Here is a 21,670-nt window from a genome sequence, read left to right as displayed (position 1 = left end):
TTAAATAGAGAATAATTTAAAATTCAGTAAATAACTTGGAACATCCATTACAACATATCAAAATAAAAGATTTTACTACAGAATCAGGTACCTTAATTCCGGAAATGAATTTAAGTTACCAAGTTTTTGGTCAAGATTTAGGTACAGCTCCTATCATTTTGGTAAACCATGCACTTACCGGTAACTCTTATGTTGCAGGTAAAGAAGGCTGGTGGCAAGATATTGTTGGAGATGAAAAGGCAATTAATACTAAAACCTATACCATTTTATCCTTTAATATTCCTGGTAATGGTTTCGATGGTGTTTTAATTGATAACTATAAAGATTTTATAGCAAGAGATGTTGCAAGAATCTTTCTTCAAGGTTTATCTATATTAAAAATTGATACTTTATTTGCATTGATTGCAGGTTCTTTAGGAGGTGGAATTGCATGGGAAATGATGGTGTTAAATAACAATTTTACACAACATTTTTTACCCATTGCAACCGATTGGAAATCTACAGATTGGTTAATAGCCAATTGTCAAATTCAAGAACAATTTTTGGTAAATTCTAGCAATCCTGTACATGATGCAAGAATGCACGCCATGTTGTGTTATAGAACGCCAGAAAGTTTTAAAGAACGTTTTCATCGATCTAAAAAAGAAGATTCAGATATTTTTGATGTAGAAAGTTGGTTGTTGCATCACGGAAAATCATTGCAAGAACGCTATCAATTATCGTCTTATAAATTAATGAATCAATTGTTAAAAACGATTGATGTTACTGTTGGAGGACAAAAAGATATTGAGATTTTAGATAAAATTAATGCCAATATTCATATTATAGGTGTGGATTCAGACTTGTTTTTTACTGCGGAAGAAAACAGAGAAACGCATAAAAAGTTAGCATTAACAAAAGATAATGTTACCTATAATGAAATTAACTCTGTGCATGGTCATGATGCTTTTTTGATGGAATATGACCAATTACAAAAAATTATTGAGCCTATTTTTAATAAAGATTATAGAGAAAAGAAGATGAAAGTATTAAAATTTGGAGGAAAATCTTTAGCCAATGGTGAAGGATTAGAAAATGCAATAGAAATTATTGCAAGTAAATATAAAGCCGGAATAAAAGTAACGGTTGTAGCTTCTGCAAGAGGGAATTCTACAAACGAGCTAGAAGCTATTTTAGAGAAGGCAGCATCAAAAAAGGAGTATAAAACCAAGTTTGAAAAGTTTAAAACATATCAATCAGAACCAAATAGTACTGTCGATTTTTCTGAAGAGTTTTCTAAATTAGAAACTATTTTTGAAGGTGTTTCTTTATTGGGAGATTATAGTCATAAAATTAAAGATGAGGTTTTAGCACAAGGCGAATTGTTATCAGTAAAAATGGTAGCAAGTTTGTTAGAGAAAGAAAATATTGCTGCAAATGCCGTAGATTCTAGATCTTTAATTATTACAGATGAAAACTTTGGAAATGCACAACCTATTACTGCGGTTTCTAAAGAAAATGTGATTAATTTTTTCAAAAATAATGACACCACAGTTAATATTGTTACAGGTTTTATTGCCGCTAACAAAAAAGGAGAAACTACCACTTTAGGTAGAAATGGAAGTAATTATACAGCAGCTTTATTGGCTAATTATTTAGATGCGGATGAATTACAGAATTATACACACGTAAGCGGAATTTTTACTGCAAATCCAGATTTAGTGGCAGATGCAAAAAAAATTGAACAATTATCGTTCTCAGAAGCGAATGAAATGGCCAATTTTGGAGCAACTATTTTACATGCAAAAACCATTATTCCGTTATTAGAGAAAAATATCAATCTTAGAATTTTAAATACATTTCATAAAGAAGATAAAGGAACTTTAATTACATCAGAATCTTCATCAGCAAAAGGAATAAAATCAATTGCTACCATAGATAATGTTGCTTTACTAAATTTTGAAGGTAGGGGTTTATTGGGTAAAGTTGGTGTTGATGCACGTATTTTTAAGGTTTTAAGTGATCGTAATATTAGTGTAAGTATTATTGCACAAGGTTCATCAGAAAGAGGAATCGGTTTTATTATTGATGCAGATAGAGCTGTTGAAGCGGTTACTGCGTTAGAAAAAGAATTCGAAAATGATTTTTATTCGCAAGATGTACATCAGATTTCGATTGTAAATAATGTGGCGGTAATTTCTATTATCGGACAAGATTTAAGTGAATTTCATCATCCTTATAATGCATTAATCAAAAACCAAATTGTACCACTTTTATTCAATAACACAGTTACTGGTAAAAACGTGAGTTTGGTGGTTAAAAAGGAGCAGGTTTACAAAGCAGTAAATGTAATTCACGGTCAGGTTTTTGGAGTTACAAAAAAAATAAATATTGCCGTTTTTGGTAAAGGTTTGGTTGGCGGTACGTTAATTGATCAAATTATAGAAAATACACAATCTGTTTTAGAGCGAAGAAAAATTCAGTTAAATGTTTTTGCAGTAGCAAACTCTAAAAAAGTGTTGTTGAATAAAAATGGAGTTTCTAAAGATTGGAAACAAAATTTATTAGAAAATGGAGAAGAAAATGTAACTGTTAATGATATTATCACATTTGCAAATGCAAATCATTTTGAGAATTTAATTGCAGTAGATAATACGGCGAGCGTCAACTTTGTAAGTAATTACATTCCGTTTATAGAAGCTGGTTTCGATTTAGTTTCTTGTAATAAAATAGCAAATACATTATCATTCGATTTTTACAAAGAAGTAAGAGCGAAGTTAAAAGAATACAAAAAGCAATATTTGTACGAGACCAATGTTGGTGCAGGTTTGCCTTTAATAGATACCATTCGTTTATTACATGAATCTGGAGAAAATATCACAAAAATTAGAGGTGTGTTTTCTGGTAGTTTAAGTTATTTATTTAATACTTTTTCTGCGGAAAATGTTTCTTTTTCTAAAACATTGCAAGAAGCAATTGATAAAGGATTTACAGAGCCAGATCCTCGTGAAGATTTAGGAGGAAATGATGTTGCTAGAAAATTACTAATTTTAGCAAGAGAATTAGAATTAGAAAATGAATTTGATGAGGTTGAAATAAAGAATTTAATTCCGGAGAATTTAAGAGAAGGTTCTGTTGCAGATTTCTTAGGGAATTTAGAATTATTGAATGACGAATATCAAAAATTAAAAGAAAATCAAGAGGAAAACCATGTTTTACGTTATATTGGTGAGTTAAGTGGAGATTTATCACAAAATAAAGGGAAATTAGAAGTAAAATTAGTTTCTACGGATAAAAGTACTCCTTTAGGTTCCTTAAAAGGTTCTGATGCAATTTTTGAAATTTACACAGAATCTTACGGAGAACAACCAATTGTAATTCAAGGAGCAGGAGCGGGAGCAAGTGTAACTGCAAGAGGTGTTTTTGGAGACATTTTAAGATTAGCAAAACATAATAATTAGAGTTATCCTGCAAGGTTTTAAAAACCTTGTAGGTATATAATTAATAAATACCTACAAGGTAAAAAAAAGACCTTGCAGGATAAAGGATCATAAACAATGAGCAAACATTTCGAAACACAAGCAATAAGAAATCAAACAGAAAGAAGTCAGTTTTCTGAACATTCTACACCTTTATATTTAACCTCTAGTTTTGTTTTTGACGATGCAGAAGACATGCGTGCATCCTTCGCAGAAGAAAAAGAACGTAATTTATACAGTCGTTTTACAAACCCAAACACCACAGAATTTGTAGATAAAATTGTGGTTATGGAAGGTGCAGAGGCAGGTTATGCTTTTGCAACAGGAATGTCTGCTATATTTTCATCATTTGCAGCTTTATTAAATGCTGGAGATCATGTAGTTTCTTGTCGTTCTGTTTTTGGGTCTACACACAGTATGTTTACCAAATTTTTACCAAAATGGAATATAGAAACATCTTATTTTAAGGTTGATGAAGTAGATTTAATAGAAAGCTTAATTAAAGAAAATACAAAGATTCTTTATATAGAAACGCCAACAAACCCAGCTGTAGATATTTTAGATTTAGAGTTGATTGGTAAAATTGCAAAAAAGCACAACCTTATTTTTATTGTTGATAATTGCTTTGCAACACCATATATACAACAACCTATAAAATTCGGAGCAGATTTGGTAATTCATTCTGCAACAAAATTAATAGACGGACAAGGAAGAGTTTTAGGAGGGGTAACGGTTGGTAGAGCAGATTTAATGCGAGAAATTTACCTTTTTGCAAGAAATACTGGTCCGGCAATGTCACCGTTTAACGCTTGGGTATTGTCTAAAAGTTTAGAAACGTTGTCTATAAGAGTAGACAAGCATTGTGAAAATGCTTTAAAAGTTGCTGAGTTTTTAGAAGGAAATGAAAATGTTGAGTTTGTAAAATATCCATTTTTAAAGTCTCATCCACAATATGAAGTTGCTAAGAATCAGATGAAATTAGGAGGAAGTATTGTTGCTTTCGAGATTAAAGGAGGTATTGAGGCCGGAAGAAATTTTTTAGACAAAATAAAAATGTGTTCATTATCTGCTAATTTAGGAGATACAAGAACTATTGTAACACATCCATCTTCTACTACTCACGGACGTTTATCTGAAGAAGATAGATTAGAAGTTGGTATTACAAATGGTTTGGTACGTGTTTCTGTAGGCTTAGAACATGCAGAAGATATTATAGCCGATTTAAAACAAGCGTTAGCACTATAATAAAAAGATTGAATAAATATTAAACACGAATTATAGAAGTTCTATTTCTATACTTCGTGTTTTTTTATGCGCTTTTTAAAAATAGAGTAAGATTTTAATAGCTTTTAGGGGTAATTATCTATTCGTTTGATGCGTTAAAAAATAGATAAAAAAAGTAAAGTTTCTAAATGGATTTTATTTTAATTTGTGTCTTTTATTTTTATTAAAATAATAGATTGAAAAAAGACAAAATAAAATTCCAATAATCCAGTAATATCTATTATTTATATCATTATTAAAAGGAATAGCATCAGTATTTCCTATAATATAAAAACTGCCCCAATAAAAAGGGTTTGTGTAAAATGCCTCAGTCGTTTTTAGATAATTTAATTTTGCTTGTTGTAGAGCTTTAGGTTTAGTCATTCCTTTTTTTAGGTTAGAATAAAAATATTTCATTAATTCGGGTGTAGTTTTATCAGAAACTTTCCATCTACTTAATAACAGACTTTTAGCTCCTGCGTATTGAAAAGCATTTCCTAAGCTCATTAAGCCTTCTCCATTAGCAATTTTACCTATTCCTGTATCACAAGCACTTAATACTACAAGATCTGCAGGAATGTTTAACGCAAAAAGTTCATGATTGTATAAAATATTATCCTCTATAGAATCTTTACTTTCTGTAAAGTATAATCTAGATTCTTGTGGATGCTCATCATCTACTTCCCCATGTAATGCTAAGTGTAGTATATTGTATTTATCAGCATTTTTTTTAAAATTTGCTTCCGCAGCTTCCGAATCATAAAAATATTGACCATCTATAATTTTAGAGATCGCTTTTAGTTCTTTTCTGGTTCCTGGTAGATCCTCTTTTAGAGTTGTTATTTGTTTAATATTCGTTTCATTTGAAAACGAAAAAGCGAGACATTCTTTTCTTATTTTAGATTGTTTCTTATTATTTATAGGATTAAATAATAGGTCTATTGTGTTAGCATACGATATTGTGTATTTTTTTAGTAAATAAAATAAATTTCTAGTATTTTCTTTCTTAGCTTCTTTAGTTAGTAATAAATCGAAATTTAGGTACCATAAAGATCCATCTGGTATAATAATTAAATTATCTCCAATTAGTTTATCTTTTATTGGTTTTATAAGTTCTTTATACAAACTGCTAGCTATTTTTTTATAATCTTCTATATTTTCTGAAGTAATAGTATTTCTAAAATAATCTATTTTTTTAGACAACTCAGACACTTTAAATTCTTTTATTGAAATATTCTTTTTTGAAATTGTAAAAGCGTATGTTCTATCTTCAGTTGTAAAAAATTCTAGGATTGTAGTATTTTTATTTATTTTTTTCTGAATATCAGTAATAGATAATTTTTTGTTTTTATGGCTTAGTTGATAATATTTAGGATACTCTTTTTCAAGTATTTTAATTAGAGAATCGTTTTTTTGATTTATAGCAAATAATTCATCTTCAAAATGTTTAATTATTTCTGAATCTGTACTGTTTTTAGATCGTTCAGAAACTATTTGTGATTGATAATAGGCACGATTAGATCTTATGTTTTTTTCAACTTCTAAAAGAGTATCTGGTATCCCCGAAAATTTTTTAGAAGATGCATCATTTAATAAATCTTTTAAAGTGTTTGATTTACTCTTTTCTGAAAAATACCAGGCATCTTCTAAATACTTGTTTTCTTTAGTGTTTTTATATTTCAATAAATGTGATGCAATAGCATCTGCATAAATTGCTTTTGCTTGTTTTGATAGCAACAATTTATCTTGATGATTATTAAAAGATTGACGGATGTAGTCTATGATAATATCTGCCTGGTAATATAATTGTATACTTTGGTTTAAATTGTTGTTTTCTTTAGTTTGTAAATAGTATAAATTTAGCGTTTGAGCTTTTTTGTGTACTATATTTAATGCCAATTGATAATCATAATAAGTATCGTTAATCTTCTTAGAATTCGCCTTTAAAGCTTTATTAAAAAAGTTTAAAGCTAATTGGTATTCTTTTATGTTTTGATGAATAATTCCTATTTTAAAATAAAAATTAGAGGTAAGAATGTGGTTAACTCCATAGTTGTTTTGTATTATTTCTAGACCTTTTTTATAGTATTTTAAAGCACTATTATAATCTTCTTTTTTATTATAAAAGTTGGCAAGTAGTTTATATGAATTTGCTGTAATAGGGTTGTTGTTTCCAAATATATCTTTGTTAATTTTTAAAGCAATTTTAAGATACTTTAATGCTTCTGCATATTCTTTTTTAGAAGATAAGTTATACCCAATAATTTGGTAACTATTAGAAACCTTGGGGTGTTTTTCTCCGTAAACGTTTATATAATTATTTAATGCTCTTTTTTCAAAAATTATGCCATTTTCAAAATCTGCTTTATTAGTGTAAATACTAGCAATACCACTAATTATGTCGCTTGTTATAGGGTGGTTTTCTTTGTAGTAATTAAGGCTAATATTTAAACTCTTATTAAAATATTGTAATGCTTTATTATTTTCTCCTTTACTACGATAAACGATGGCTATAAATTGGTAGGTAGATGTTAGAAATCTTTCTCCTTTTTTATTATTTAAAATTGGAATGGCTTTAAATAAGTAGTCAAGCCCTTCGTGAAACCTTTGTAATTCAATTAATGTTATAGCAATATTGTTCATATTAGTACCTATATGTAAAATATTACCTTTGTTTTTTTTCTTTATTTCTAAACTTTTTTTAAAATATTTTAAAGCTAAATTTAATTTTCTTGTTTGTGTATATATGGTTCCAATATTATTGTAGTTACTAGATATCTCTTTGTTTTTTTTGTGAAGAATATTAATTTTTAAAGCTTTTTTAAAATAGGAAATAGCTAATTCAAATTTTCCTTTTTTATTATATGTAGCGCCAATACTGTTGTAGGATAATGCTAACTTAGGATGGTTTTTAGGAAATATTTTTTGTCTAATAACTAGACTTTTGTTTAAATAATAAATAGTTTTATCTAAATCTAATATTCCGTAATAATAGAACCCTATGTTGTGGTAAGTATCTGCCGCTTGTTCACTTTCTTTAGGTAGGTATAGGGACGTAAGTTCTAAGGCTGTTTTTGCATACGATAAAGAGGACTCTAATTTTCTATTATACCTGTTAATTTGAGATAATCGGTTATAACAATCAACAGTTCTTTTCCATGCGCTGTTTTTTTTATAAGTGGGTAATGCTTTATTATAAAAAAAAATGGCCTTGTTATAGTTTTTTATTTCTTGTAATGAATCTGCTTTGTTGTAATACTTAGAAGCTATTAAAGTATCATTTTTTATTTGAGAAAATATTTTTGAAGTAAAAATGAGAATAACCAATACTCCCCAAATAATTTTGTTTTTATACATTATTTATAATATTAAAGGGGGGAGTATGTTGTATGTGCTAGTTGTGTTGTATAACTAGTGTTCTAAGAGTTGTAATTCTTTTATGTTGTAGTTAGGTAATTTTAAAAACTTGCTAGCTGCTTTAGTATTTCCTTGTTCGAGATAAATAAGCCCTTGATACCAATTAGCAACCTTAGATTTTTTACCAGTATGATAATTAGAAAGTGTATCTAATGTTTTTAATGCAATATCTATTTTGTTTTTTTTGTAGTAAGAAAGTCCTCTAAGCAATAAAACATCTTCATAATACAAGGTACCTGTTTTATAATTACTTACTTGATGAATAGTAGATTGATAATCTTTTTTGTTATAGGTCTTAAAAGCCATTGTAATTTTGTCTTTTATAGAATCTTTACTAGCGCTACGAGTAATGTTTTGGTTGAGGCCAATTTTTTTATCCCAAGCATTGGCTAAGAGTTTATTTATATCTGGTTCTTGTAATGTATTGTTAAGTACCCAAAATGAAAATAAGAGTGCAAATCCTGCAGCAATAGCTCCTATCCACTTCCAATTGGTTTTTTTGGTAGATTTTATCGTTTTATCAGTCTTTAAAATTGCTTTCCATTTATCTGTTTTAGCTTGTTTATCATCATCCAGATAATGTTCATTTACTATATGATTAGCTTCTTTGTAGGTCTCTAATTTTTCACGAAACTCTACATCATTCAATAACCTTTGTTCTAGCTCTTTTAATTCGTCATCAGAAAGAGCTAAGTCAAAAAAACGCGTAATTAAGTCGATGTCTTTTTCTTGAATCATGATTTTTAAGAATTATTTTTTTTCAAATTAGTTAAAGCCTCAAAAACTTTTTTGACTAGTTTTTTTTTACAATTATATTTTGCCTGTACTAAAGCTTGGTAATTGGCATAGCCCATTTCTTGCTGTAGATCTTTTAATTTTATATTCTTATCTAACTCTGTTTCAATAAGTTTTGTGCATTTATCGCATAACAAATTAATAGCAATAGATAAGGCTTTATGTTTTAGTAAATTACTGTTTTCTATGTCTTCTTTATTTTGTGCTGTATCTAAATTATCATCATTAGATTTAGTAAGGATGTATGTGTTGTTGCTATCTAAAATTACCTTACTCCATGGTTGTCTTTTATTTAAGAACCATGCATTTCTGCACATCATATAAATGTACCCTGTACTATTATGAGGTAACTTTTCTTGTTTAATAACAAAACGTTCCCAAAATTTATGCATAGATGTTACAAAAATTTCTTGTGCATCATCATTAGAGTTAGTAAGGACAGTTAGTTTGGGTAGTAGTTTTTTGAAAGTATCTTCAAAAAACCTATTAAATAGAAGTTCATTTCCATTAATAGCACTACCAATTATTTTTTTGAGATTAATTTCTGTCATATAAGAACTGCAATGATACTAAAAATAGATACATGTCATTCTAGGTTTTTTATAATTATGAGAAAAATAAAAAAAAACTTGTTATTATTATTTTAATCTGCATCATATACGTGGGAAGCGATGCTAGTGGATTAAGTTTCTGTGTAAACTGAAACTGATTTATAAATATTGTATTCTAAAAAGCGGGAGCCGAAAAGCTTATATGAATAGAGTAGGTATAATAATTAAATAATTTAAAAAATTATGACAAAATTAGATTTAAAAACAACAACAGAAGTTAAAGGAGGGAAAAAAGGGCCAACAGGGAGAAGATGTGCTAGATTGTTTCGAAGAGGTTATGGAATTGGAGGTTCAGATTCTGCAGCGAGAAGATATGATCGTATTTGTATGTAATAGGTATTAATAATAATTAAAAAATAAAATTATGACAAAATTAGATTTAAAAACAACAACAGAAGTTATAGGAGGGATATCAGGGCCATCTCCAAGAAGATGCGCTAGACTAATGCGTCGATTCTTGAAAGGTTCTTGGCGTGCTGGTAATACTCATGCTAGAATTTGTAATTAAGTTAAATATTCAAAAAAAGAGAGTTATTTATTTTAATAAATAACTCTTTCTGTTTTTTTTATAATTCTTAATCTCTATAAATAGAATACCTTTTTTAGAACTTATTTTTTTGATACAATAATAATAATAATAAAGCTAGTAAAAAGGCTCACTAAAATCGGTAGCCGAAAAGCTTATATGAATAAAGTAGGTACAATAATTAAATAATTATGATAAAATTAGATTTAAAAACAACAACAGAAATTAAAGGAGGAGGGCCGTCACCCAGAAGATGGGACAGGTTGTACCGTAGAGGCATGAATGGTTCCGTAAGCGCTATTGAAAGATTCCTTAGAATTTGTTAAGAGAAACTATCTTATTTTAAAATTAGATAATAAGAAAGCTGTTTATTCGTTGTAATAAATAGCTTTTTTTAAAATCAAATTATGAAAAAAATTATACTTATTTTTCAATTATTTTTTATTTCCATATTATATGGGCAAGATCCTATAAAAGGGGTTATTCTAAATACAGAAACAAATACTCCTGTTGTAAATGCTAACATATATTTTAACAACACATCAATAGGGACTATATCTAATGAAGATGGAGCGTTTGTATTGAGAATCTCTGAGAAACTTAGCAACAAGACTCTTATGTTTTCTTCATTAGGATTTGAAACTCAAGAAATAGAGGTTTTAAAATTAAAAAGACATAGCGATATAATAATAAAACTAAAGCCTATCAATGTGCTTCTTGATGAGGTGATAATCACTACAAGTAAAACCAAGCTAGATGGGTTTCAAATTGTTGAAAAAGCGTTTGAGAACTACGAGACCAATCTTCCTATAGAACCTTATGTAGCAAAAGGATTTATAAGGCACACAGAAAAAACAGAAAAAGAATACAAATGGCTTGTTGAGGGCGCATTTGAAATGTATGACCCAGGCTTTGATGAAAAAAGAGGAGTAAAAATTAATGTACTAGAAAATAGAAAATCTTTAGACAACAGGGTTTTAGATACAGCATATATGGTGAGAACTTATTTACGTGATGTTAACAATTCTAGCTTCAGAAAAAATTATAAAATAGCTAAAGATTACAAAGCTATTTCTCCAATAGAATTAGATAAAGCTTTTGTTTTCTATGATAACCATTATACATCTGGCTATAATAAAGAAATGGGACTAATAGAAAAACTGCTATCTACAGATATAAATAAAATTCGCTACTTTAATAAAAATGAAGCTTCGTTTAGTAAAAAGAACTTAAAGCTATATAAGTTTAAAATAGATACCGTTTTAGGGTATGGAGACGAAAGAGTTTACAAAATAAAATTCTCTAAATTAAATAAAAAATCAAGTAGGTTAGATGTTGGGTATTTATTTGTGCAGAATAAAAGTTATGCTATAACAGAAGTAGAGTATTCTGTATTGTTAGCAAAACCTCATCATCGACGAAAAGTCACAGGTCAAAAAATGCTATACGCTACAAATATTAAATTTAAAGAATATAACGAAAAAATGTATCCCTTCTATATATCTCACAAAACATTTAAAACAAACAATCTTCGTTTGTTAAGAAATATAGAAAATAATAAAAAAGAAGTTCCATCAATTGGTCATATATCTCATCAAGAAATTTTATTCTCAGAAATAATAAATCAAAAGAATGCAATTTCTAAAATAACTTCAAATCTTAAGCTTTGGAATGATAATTTATTCCTTAAAAAAAAGTATAACCCTTCTTTTTGGGATAATTATAATATTTTTTTAGAGAGTAAAGAGCAACAAAAGCAAGTAAAGGATTTAGAACAAAAAATGAATTTAAAAGAACAATTCTTAAACAATAATTAATATTTTAATGAAAAAATTTTTAAACAGTAATCTTTTTTTAATAGCACTAATAATCATTATTATCTGCTATATTATTTCGTTTATATCAACAGATGTGGTATTAAGCGATGAGGTTTATAATAAATATTTGAACGAGAAATTTGAAACAAAGTATAATGATTTTAAAGATTTGGACTTAGATTTATCTGATTTCGAAGATGAACTTCAAGAGTTTGAACAAAACGCAGCAGAAACAAATACTTACGGGTGGGATTATCTTTATATTGATTTAATAGCAATATTAGTGCCTATGTTAATTGTTGTTTTTGGTTTTAGTGGTACGTTCTTAATTTTATTATTGTTTCATAAAAGGCTTCATATTATAAAATTTTCTCACTTATTAAAAGCATCTTTTCTAAGTTATGTTTTATTTTATTTCACAGAAATTATATCTGCAATATATTTTTTAATTTTTAACAATAGTTATCAGTTAAATGATATTCAATCTTTTTCAAGTAAGTTTACTTTTAGTACTTTTTTTGTTAAAGAAGAAACATCTACTTGGTTGTGGAAAATAGTTTCGCAAACAGATTTTGTATTTTTCTTATTCCCTTTATTTGTTGTATTACTTATAAAAGTATTTTATGCCAACTTTAAATTAAGTCTATTGCTAAGGTATTCTTATATAAGTTACTTAATTGTATTTGTTTTTTATAACACCGTATTTTGGTACCTTTTTGACCTTTTTTAATGATGAGAAAAATAATAATTAGTATAATAGTTCTTGGTTTGTCTGCAATTATTTTTGTAGTTGCCCACAAGGCTTTAAGCATAAAAGAAATAGAAAAAGAAAAAACAACTTTTACTAAAAGTAATAGTACTAAACTTCCTTTATTTGAGTTTTTTACACTTGATTCAATTCCTTATTCTAGATATAGTTTAAAGAAAGATAAGAGTTTGGTTTTGGTTTATTTTGATCCGGATTGTGGTCTTTGTAATAAATCTGGTAAGGTTTTTGGTTCCTTTAAGAAGTTTCACGAAAAGTCTCAGGTTTTGTTCGTTTCTTATAGTTCAAAAGATAAAATTGAGGCTTATAAAAAGCGACATAATTTAAACCTTGTTCCAAACATTAAATTTTTACAGTGTAGTTCTGAAGATTTTTATGCACTCTTTAAAGAATCTATTACACCTACATATTTTATTTATAATACAAAGCAGGAACTTATCAAAAAAATTAATGATGATGTGCCAGTAAAAACTATTTTAAGATATATTAAAGCGGCACAAGTTGATGAACAAGTATAAGAAATATGTTGTTTTGCAACATGACCAAAAAGATTGTGGTTGTGCCTGTTTAAAGATGGCACTCCGTTACTACGGAGGTGATGCAAACTTAGAGTATCTTAAAGAAATTAGCGGAACAAACTCTGAAGGCACCTCATTGTTAGGTTTAATTCAGGCTTCAGAAAAAGTAGGTTTGTTGTCAGAGGCTTATCAAGCTAGTATTGAAGATATAAAAAAAATAAAAGAACCATTTTTTCTTCATGTTGAACTTAATGGCTTTTTACATTATTTAATTTGTTTTGATTATCATGAAAAAAAGGGGTTTACAGTTGTAGATCCAGGCATTGGTTTGGTAACGTATTCTGAAGAAGATTTATTGGAAATCTGGAAAGATGGTTATATCCTTATCGTTAAGAAAGAAAAGGGTGGTGTTTCGTTAAAAACGTCAGGTAAAGGATATTTGAACTGGGTTTTAAATATGATGAAAAAAGACGCGTCATATTATATTTCTGCTGTGTTTTTAGGGATTGTTATTGCGTTACTAAATATGACTACTTTAGTTTTTACAGAAAAACTAATAGATGTTGTATTGCCTTCCAGAAGTTTGTCGTTACTATTTAAAACACTAACTATATGGTTTGTCTTACTTTTAATTACAATAGCACTAAATTATGTTCGGTCTGTTGTTTTAATTCAGCAAGCTTACAATTTTAACGTTCGTGTTTTTCGTTTCTTTTTTAAGCGATTATTAAAAATGCCTAAGGTTTTTTTTGATAGTAAAAGACAAGGAGATATGATTGCTAGGATGAATGATACAGAACGTATTCAGCAAAATATTAAAACAATTATAGCCGATTCTTTTATTCAGTTTTTTATGATAATTGTAGCAGTAGGTTTTTTAATTTATTATTCAGTAGAAGTTGCATTAATAGTCTTAGCCTCTTTTCCTATCCTTTATCTCTGTTCTTGGCTTTTTAATAAGAAAATAAAGAAACTTCAACATAAAATGTTTAATGATTATGCTCAAACCGAGTCTAATTATATCGATACAATAAGTGGAATAGAAACTATAAAAGTATTTAATAAAGAAAGCTTTTACTTTAAAAAAAATGCAAGCTTTTATAAGTCTTTTCAGAATTCAATATTAAGTCTATTTAAATATGAAATCAATCAAGGTACTTTAATTGAAATTTGTAGTACAATTATTAGCGCTTCTGGAATTGCATATGCTGTTTTGTTAGTCTTTAATAGAGTTTTAGAGGTTGGAGATTTAATAGCTATTATCTCATTGATATTTATGATTATTGAAGGAATGAAAGGTATTGTTCAGCTTAACTTTGAAATTTTTGAAAGTAAAATAGCTATTGAGCGTATGTTTGATTTTGTAGAGAGAAGTGATGAAATTGATGAAAAGAAAGTAAGCTCTAATTCTAAAATAATTGAAGATATACAGACCATTTCTATCAATAATTTATCTTTTTCTTACCCAGGACAAGATTTTCTAATAACTGCAGCTAATTTAACCTTAAATAAAGGACAAATAACTTTTCTTAAAGGCCAAAGCGGAAGTGGAAAAAGTACCTTGTCTCAACTCTTATTAAAGTTCTATAAGCAGAATACAGGTACTATTACAATAAATAACAACTATTTACTTGAGTCTATAGAAACAAATCTATGGAGAAATCAAATAGCCTATGTGCCTCAAAATATTAAAATTTTTAATGAAAACATTTTATATAACATATCTTTAAATGATAAAAAAGATGATAATGAGGTTATGGATTTTTGCAGAAATGAGCTAAAAATTGAAAATATTTTTTCAAAATTTAAAGACTCTTATTGGACAGTTTTAGGAGAGGAAGGTGTAACGCCTTCTGGAGGAGAGAAACAGATTATAGCTATAGCAAGGGCTCTGTTTTTTAAACCAAAAGTTTTAATTTTAGATGAAGCAACAGCTTCAATGGATATCGCTACTCAAAATCGAATCTTAGAAATTCTAGATGTGATTAAAAAAGATATGATAATTCTTTTTATTACTCATAATGAAGAATTATCTTCTAATAATTTAGCAAACACTTATTTGTTAAAGGATAAAATAATTTCACTAAAATAGGCTTAAAATGTTTAGAACACCTGAGATTTTAAGTGCTATCTATAAAAATAAAGATAAAAGCATTATTGCTGGCATTACAGTGGCATGGGGAATTATGTTGTTAATTTTGTTAGTAGGTACTGGTCAAGGCCTTCAAAATGGCGTTAAAAAAATTTTCTCGGATTACACGGTTAAAACAATTGAAGTCTTTTCTGGTGAAGCTTCTATATCAGACATTAGTGTAAATAAAGGAGATTTAATTACTTTTAATATTTTAGATATCAAAAAAATATCTTCTACTTTTAACTATATAGAGAATATATCACCAGTTGTTGATGTTAAAATACCAGCAATTACTTCAGAAAGAAAAAGTATTAATCGATTTTCTCTAAAAGGTGTTAATGAAAAATATTTCAATATAAAAACACTTAAATTAAATAAAGGAAGAGTTTTTAATACTAGAGATCGTAGTAGGAAAAATATTATTTTAGGTTATGAAATTGCAAAAAATCTCTTCAATAATATTAATTGTGTAGGTAGAATTGTTTTTTTAAATAATGTTGGTTATAAAATTATAGGTGTTATTGAAAAAGATAACTTATTTAATAACTCAGGTTACAATGCTTATATCCATTATGAAAACGCATTAAATATAAGCACTCAAAGAAGTTTTAATGAATTTATTTTATCGTTAAAAAGTAAAGTTAACACAGAAGAATTTCAAAAAACACTTAAAGTCTATTTATCAATAAAAAAAGGAATAAACCCCAAAGATAAAACAGCTTTCTTTTTTAATAATATCGAAAATACATTAAAAACGTTCAATACTTTATTTAATGCTATAAATCTGTTTTTATGGTTTATCGGAATTTCTTTTTTAATAAGTGGCATGTTAAGTATTTTTAATATAATGACTGTTATTGTTAAAGATAGAATAGGGGAGTTTGGTATACGAAAAGCTTTAGGAGCTACACCAAATTCAATTCAGATTATGGTTTTAATAGAATCTTTAATAATTACGGTGGTTTCTGGAGTTATAGGCTTAATTGTTGGGTTCTTTTTAATATATCTTATCAATTTATATATAGAAATTAGTGGTGGAAATAACGAGTTTCTAATTTTAGATATTAACAAGTATGTTATTTTATCAGCAATATTTTTATTAACAGTGTCAGGATGTATTGCCGGTATAATACCTGCAAGAAAAGCTTCAGAAATTTTACCAATAGAAGCATTAAGAACTTTAAACAATTAATACGTAGATGAATAAAGGAATCATTTTTTTTATAATACTATTAATAGGGGCTGGGTTTGCCGTTATTACTTTTAAAAACACACAAAAAACAATTCCTAACGAAGCTCCTAAATATAGAGACATTAGTAAAACCAACTTCTTTTTGGGTAAATTTAAACCTTATGAAATGGTATTGGTTCAGCCAGAAATATCAGGCATTATTGATTCAATTTATATAAAGAGTGGAGACAAAGTATCTGTAGGAGATAAAATTGCAAAATTAAGAATTGTTCCAATTCCTGAAGAATTAGAAAGAACAAAAAAGGCTTTAAGAATTGCAAGTACAGACTTAAAGCAAAAAATAATCAATCATAATAGAAATACTAATTTATTTAATAAAGGAGTAATATCAAGAATGGAATTTGAAAATACAGCATTAGAACTTAATTTTGCTAAAATCGAAAATTCTAATGCTCAAAATAACTACAATATTTCTCAAAAAGGGTTTTCTAAAAATGTTAATGCATCACCAAATATTGTAAAAGCAACTATTAATGGAGAGGTTTTAAATGTATTAGTAAAAAAAGGAGTAAACGTAACAAAAAGAAACACGTATAATGATGGTAATACGATTGCTACAATAGTTAACACTAGTAGTTTTATGTATGAATTTGAGATTACAGAGTCAGATATTTCTCATATTAAGATCGGAGATACTTTTAGTGTTTCTATAAAGGCTCTAAATAATAAATTGGTAAATGCAAGGGTTAATGAGCTAATTCCTTTAATTAAGAAAGATGAAAGTTTTTATTATTTAGTAAGTGCTATTGTTTTAGATACTATCTCTACTCTTAAACCTGGTTTTACTGGTTTAGCAGAATTTACGCTTCAACATAAAGAAGATGTATTAAGTGTTAAAGAGAAAAATATAATTTTTAGAAATAGAAAGTCATTTATAGAACTTATTGGTGAAAATGATGTTATCGAAACTGTTGAGGTAAAAGTTGGTATTTCAGATGGTGTTTACACAGAAGTTTTGTCAAAACTAAAAAAATCAGATAAAATCAAAATTCAGTAATTAAAAATAATAAAGCGCCTTTTTATAGTTGATACAAGTATAAATGGCATTAAAATATTAAAATATTGAATTTCTATTTCTATAATTCGTGTTTTTTTTACTCTAAAAGAGTGTCCTACTATTTTACTATAGTAATCACTTTTATTTACGTATTTTTGTTTTATGCTATCTAAAAAAACAAAATACGGTATTAAAGCGCTAACATATCTAGCAAGGCAAAAGGATAAAACACCTGTTTCTATTGCAATAATATCAGAAAGTGAAAACATTTCTTTAAAGTTTTTAGAAAGTATTTTGTTAACACTTCGTAAAAACGGATTATTAGCCTCTAAAAAAGGAAAAGGTGGTGGTTACTACCTTTTAATGGAGCCTAAAGATATCCAGATGACAACTATTATGCGGGTTCTAGAAGGGCCTATTGCTATGATTCCTTGCGTTAGTTTAAACTTCTATGAAAAGTGTGCAGATTGCCCAGACGAAAACCTTTGTGCAGTTAATAAATTAATGATTCAGGTTAGAGATAGTTCACTTCAAATTTTTAAAAACACTACATTATCAGATCTTTGTAGCTGTAATTAATAGCTATTTTTCTCTTAAACTGATATAAAATATTTTAGCACTATAACCTTGTAGTAGTGAAATATCCTTAAATTTTTCACCTTTTTTTTATTAATCTACTAATTCTGTAGGGTTTTAGAAATTATTAACAATTTTTCTCGACCTATTAGAAAGTTTTGAAGTATGTTTGCATACCCTACTAAAGTAGTAGGATAATTATTTGAATTAATTTTTTTTATGATTTTAGACCAAATCATTTTTAGCAAAAAAGCACAGAGTAAAGGTTTTGAAGAAGATAAGTCTTCAGAAAAACCTTTACGAAGTGTGCTAAAAGCATTAAGCTGGAGAGTTGTTGGTACTGTAGATACTTTAGTGGTATCTTATTATGTAACCGGTGAGTTTACATTGGCAGCATCAATTGCTTCGGTAGATTTTTTAACAAAATTAGTTTTATACTTCTTTCACGAGCGAGTATGGAATAAAGTAAAATGGGGAAAATAATGAGTTTAAACTTAGCACAAGTTAACGAAGAATTAAAAGGTAAAAGTCCAGCAGAAATAATAGCTTGGGCTATTTCTTTTGCCAAAAATCCTGTAATAACAACAAACTTCAGACCATATGAAGTAGCTATTTTAAAAGCAGTTACAGATGTACAAAAAGATATTAAAGTAATTTGGTGCGATACCGGTTACAATACGATGCAGACGTACAAACATGCAGAAGAAATTATAGGAAAACTGAATTTAAACATTCATTTATATACACCAAAACAAACGGCAGCTCATAGAAACGTTGTTTTAGGAGTGCCTTCTGTAGAAGATCCTAAACATGTTTTGTTTACAGAGCAAGTTAAGTTAGAGCCTTTTTCTAGAGCTATGAAAGAACATCAACCAGATGTTTGGTTTACAAACTTAAGAAAAGGTCAAACTGCATTTAGAAACAGTATAGATATTGTTTCTCAAAGTAAAGACGGTGTCGTAAAAGTGAGTCCGTTTTATAACTGGACAGATGAAGAGTTAGATGCTTATTTAGTAGAACAAAATCTACCAAATGAGTTTACCTATTTCGATCCAACAAAAGTAGAAAGTAACCGCGAATGTGGTTTACATTCATAAAATATTTAAGACCGCTTCGCTGTTAGAACCAAGAACCAAGACAAAATTATTATGAGTAACAATATAATACAAGTAGATGCTTTAGAAAGTGAAGCAATTTTTATATTTAGAGAAGTAGTAGCGCAGTTCGAAAAACCTGTTTTATTATTCTCTGGTGGAAAAGACAGTATAACTTTAGTGCGTTTGGCACAAAAAGCATTCTATCCAGCAAAAATTCCTTTCCCTTTAATGCATATCGATACAGGTCATAACTTTCCTGAAACAATAGAATTTAGAGATCGTTTAGCAAAAGAATTAGGTGTCGAGTTAATTGTAAGAAATGTACAAGACAATATAGATTCTGGTAGAGTAAAAGAAGAAACTGGTAGATATGCAAGTAGAAATATGTTGCAAACAGAAACGTTGTTAGACGCTATTGAGGAGTTTGGTTTTGATGCATGTATTGGTGGAGCAAGAAGAGATGAAGAAAAAGCAAGAGCAAAAGAAAGAATCTTTTCTGTAAGAGATGATTTTGGTCAGTGGGATGAGAAAAACCAACGTCCAGAGGTATTCGATATGTTAAACGGACGAATAGATTTAGGTCAGAATGTACGTGTTTTTCCAATTTCTAATTGGACAGAATTAGACGTTTGGTCTTATATAGAACAAGAAAACATCGAAATTCCTTCAATCTATTTTGCACACAAAAGAAATATTTTTGTGAGAGACGGAATGATTTGGTCTGCAGATGATGAAGTTGTTTTTAGAGATAAAGAAGAAGTAGTAGAAGAAAGAATGGTTCGTTTTAGAACCGTAGGAGATATGAGTTGTACGGCAGCAGTTTTATCCGACGCAGTCGATATAGCAAAAGTTGTAGAAGAAATTAGAGATTCTTCAATTTCAGAAAGAGGCGCAAGAATAGATGATAAACGATCTGAAGCAGCAATGGAAAAACGTAAACAACAAGGGTATTTTTAGAATACTTTGGGCGTTTTAACAGGCTTTCCACTATATCTTTTTTTGAAAAAAAATCAAAAAAAGGATGTCGTTTCAATCCCTAACGCAACTATTTGCAAACACCTTACAAAATTTAATCGCTTTGTAAGTATTAAAAATGAATACAAATTAAGCTAAAAGCCAAAGGCTAATAGCGAACAGCTCATAAGAATGAAAGTACTAAAAATAGCAACAGCAGGAAGTGTAGATGATGGTAAGAGTACCTTAATTGGTCGTATTTTATACGATACAAAATCATTGACAGACGATAAGTTAGAAGCGATAGAAGAAAAAAGTAGACAACGTGGTTTTGACTATTTAGATTTCTCTTTAGCAACCGATGGTTTAGTTGCAGAACGCGAACAAGGAATTACTATTGATGTTGCACATATTTATTTTTCTACACCTTCAAAAAGTTTCATTATTGCAGATACTCCAGGGCATATTGAATATACAAGAAACATGGTTACTGGTGCATCAACAGCACAAGCTTCTATTGTTTTAATTGATGCAAGAAACGGAGTTATAGAGCAAACTTACAGACACTTTTTTATCAATAATTTATTGAGAATTAAAGATGTAGTAATTGCTATAAATAAAATGGATTTAGTAGATTTTTCTGAAGAAAAATACAATACCATTAAAGCAGAGATTGAATATTTAGCAAGTAAAAGTGAATATAAAGGTCAGAATTTAACGTTTATACCAATGTCTGCTTTACAAGGAGATAATGTTGTAAATAGATCTGAAAATACGCCTTGGTATAAAGGAGAAACTTTAATGCATCACTTAGAAAAATTAGATATAGAAGATATTGATGATGCTTCTCAAGTTCGTTTTCCTGTACAAACTGTAATTAGACCTAAAACAGAAGAATATCACGATTTTAGAGGATATGCGGGTAAATTGTATGGTGGAGATTTAGCTGTTGGAGATGAGGTTGCTGTGTTACCATCGCAAACAAAATCTAAAATTAAGACAATTAATTTCTTCGATAAAGAATTTCAAGAAGCAAAAAGAGGAAGTTCTGTTACCATTACGTTAGAAGATAACGTAAATGTAAGTAGAGGAGATATGTTAGTAAAAGTAAATGAAGAGCCAACAGTTGCTAAAGAATTAACAGCAACTATTTGTTGGATGGACAAAGAGCCTTTACAAGCATCACAAAAATATTATATTAAGCATGGTGTAAATGATGCGCAAGCAAAAATCACAAAATTGTCTAGTATTATAAAAACAGATTTTTCTGGGATAGAAGAAAATCCGTCAGAATTAGTTTTAAATCAAATAGGAGATATTCAGTTAAAGTTAAGTAAACCATTAGCTTTTGACTCTTATAAGAATAATAAATCAAACGGGTCGTTTATCTTAATCAACCCAAAAACAAATAATACAGTAGGAGTAGGTTTTATCAAGTAGAAAGAATCAAGAATTAAGTACAAAGTAAAACTAAAGTAGAAATTAAGGG

The 21,670-nt window shown here is 28.4% G+C and carries 17 protein-coding genes; 14 read left to right on the top strand and 3 right to left on the bottom strand.

Annotated elements, in window-relative coordinates; genetic code table 11:
- The first annotated feature begins 35 nt into the window (after nt 1-35).
- Both thrA and KV700_RS08045 read left to right on the top strand, forming a co-directional pair.
- Nucleotides 36-3,440 (top strand): bifunctional aspartate kinase/homoserine dehydrogenase I, encoded by a 3,405-nt coding sequence (thrA, locus tag KV700_RS08050; protein ID WP_218599732.1) that lies wholly within the window; start codon nt 36-38, stop codon nt 3,438-3,440.
- 96 nt (nt 3,441-3,536) lie between these two features.
- Entirely contained in the window at nt 3,537-4,703 is a 1,167-nt protein-coding gene (locus KV700_RS08045) for a PLP-dependent aspartate aminotransferase family protein (protein WP_218599731.1), read from the top strand.
- Between the two features lie 174 nt (nt 4,704-4,877).
- Here the strand turns inward: KV700_RS08045 and KV700_RS08040 are convergent, their stop codons facing one another.
- The 3 genes from KV700_RS08040 to KV700_RS08030 are packed head-to-tail and all read right to left on the bottom strand — an operon-like array spanning nt 4,878 to nt 9,484.
- Nucleotides 4,878-8,078: a CHAT domain-containing protein gene (locus KV700_RS08040; protein ID WP_218599730.1), complete on the bottom strand. Its 3,201-nt coding sequence runs from the start codon at nt 8,076-8,078 to the stop codon at nt 4,878-4,880.
- 54 nt (nt 8,079-8,132) lie between these two features.
- Nucleotides 8,133-8,876 (bottom strand): tol-pal system YbgF family protein, encoded by a 744-nt coding sequence (locus KV700_RS08035; protein ID WP_218599729.1) that lies wholly within the window; start codon nt 8,874-8,876, stop codon nt 8,133-8,135.
- A 5-nt stretch (nt 8,877-8,881) separates the two neighbouring features.
- Nucleotides 8,882-9,484, bottom strand: coding sequence for a hypothetical protein (locus KV700_RS08030; protein WP_218599728.1), 603 nt, complete (start codon nt 9,482-9,484; stop codon nt 8,882-8,884).
- 243 nt (nt 9,485-9,727) lie between these two features.
- Here KV700_RS08030 and KV700_RS08025 point away from each other — a divergent pair, with 243 nt between their 5' ends.
- The 12 genes from KV700_RS08025 (at nt 9,728) to KV700_RS07970 (ending at nt 21,621) form a co-directional block, all read left to right on the top strand.
- On the top strand, nt 9,728-9,877 hold the full coding sequence (locus KV700_RS08025) for a hypothetical protein (RefSeq protein ID WP_218599727.1): 150 nt from the start codon (nt 9,728-9,730) through the stop codon (nt 9,875-9,877).
- A 600-nt stretch (nt 9,878-10,477) separates the two neighbouring features.
- Nucleotides 10,478-11,887, top strand: coding sequence for a carboxypeptidase-like regulatory domain-containing protein (locus KV700_RS08020; RefSeq protein WP_166386921.1), 1,410 nt, complete (start codon nt 10,478-10,480; stop codon nt 11,885-11,887).
- A 7-nt stretch (nt 11,888-11,894) separates the two neighbouring features.
- A complete protein-coding gene (locus KV700_RS08015) occupies nt 11,895-12,617 on the top strand; it encodes a hypothetical protein (protein WP_166386923.1) in 723 nt (240 codons plus the stop codon).
- Nucleotides 12,618-12,619: 2 nt separating this feature from the next.
- Nucleotides 12,620-13,171: a peroxiredoxin gene (locus KV700_RS08010; RefSeq protein ID WP_166386925.1), complete on the top strand. Its 552-nt coding sequence runs from the start codon at nt 12,620-12,622 to the stop codon at nt 13,169-13,171.
- Nucleotides 13,158-15,263, top strand: a complete 2,106-nt coding sequence (locus KV700_RS08005; protein WP_218599726.1) for a peptidase domain-containing ABC transporter — start codon at nt 13,158-13,160, stop codon at nt 15,261-15,263. Before KV700_RS08010 ends, KV700_RS08005 begins: the two co-directional genes overlap by 14 nt.
- 7 nt (nt 15,264-15,270) lie before the next feature.
- Nucleotides 15,271-16,497: an ABC transporter permease gene (locus KV700_RS08000; protein ID WP_218599725.1), complete on the top strand. Its 1,227-nt coding sequence runs from the start codon at nt 15,271-15,273 to the stop codon at nt 16,495-16,497.
- A gap of 7 nt (nt 16,498-16,504) precedes the next feature.
- Entirely contained in the window at nt 16,505-17,554 is a 1,050-nt protein-coding gene (locus tag KV700_RS07995) for an efflux RND transporter periplasmic adaptor subunit (protein WP_218599724.1), read from the top strand.
- A 162-nt stretch (nt 17,555-17,716) separates the two neighbouring features.
- Nucleotides 17,717-18,133 (top strand): Rrf2 family transcriptional regulator, encoded by a 417-nt coding sequence (locus KV700_RS07990; RefSeq protein WP_166386933.1) that lies wholly within the window; start codon nt 17,717-17,719, stop codon nt 18,131-18,133.
- A 216-nt stretch (nt 18,134-18,349) separates the two neighbouring features.
- On the top strand, nt 18,350-18,613 hold the full coding sequence (locus KV700_RS07985) for a DUF2061 domain-containing protein (RefSeq protein WP_166386935.1): 264 nt from the start codon (nt 18,350-18,352) through the stop codon (nt 18,611-18,613).
- Nucleotides 18,613-19,227: a phosphoadenosine phosphosulfate reductase family protein gene (locus tag KV700_RS07980; protein WP_166386937.1), complete on the top strand. Its 615-nt coding sequence runs from the start codon at nt 18,613-18,615 to the stop codon at nt 19,225-19,227. The genes KV700_RS07985 and KV700_RS07980 overlap by 1 nt, the downstream gene beginning before the upstream one ends.
- Before the next feature lie 51 nt (nt 19,228-19,278).
- Nucleotides 19,279-20,184, top strand: coding sequence for a sulfate adenylyltransferase subunit CysD (gene cysD, locus KV700_RS07975; protein WP_166386939.1), 906 nt, complete (start codon nt 19,279-19,281; stop codon nt 20,182-20,184).
- Between the two features lie 189 nt (nt 20,185-20,373).
- Nucleotides 20,374-21,621 carry a sulfate adenylyltransferase subunit 1 gene (locus KV700_RS07970; protein WP_218599723.1) on the top strand — a complete coding sequence of 416 codons (1,248 nt, stop codon included), beginning with the start codon at nt 20,374-20,376 and terminating at the stop codon, nt 21,619-21,621.
- Nucleotides 21,622-21,670 lie beyond the last annotated feature (49 nt).

Source organism: Polaribacter sp. NJDZ03 (genome assembly GCF_019263805.1).
GTDB lineage: Bacteria > Bacteroidota > Bacteroidia > Flavobacteriales > Flavobacteriaceae > Polaribacter.
Note: the sequence above shows the minus strand (reverse complement) of the source record. Positions and strands in the feature narration are given on the sequence as shown.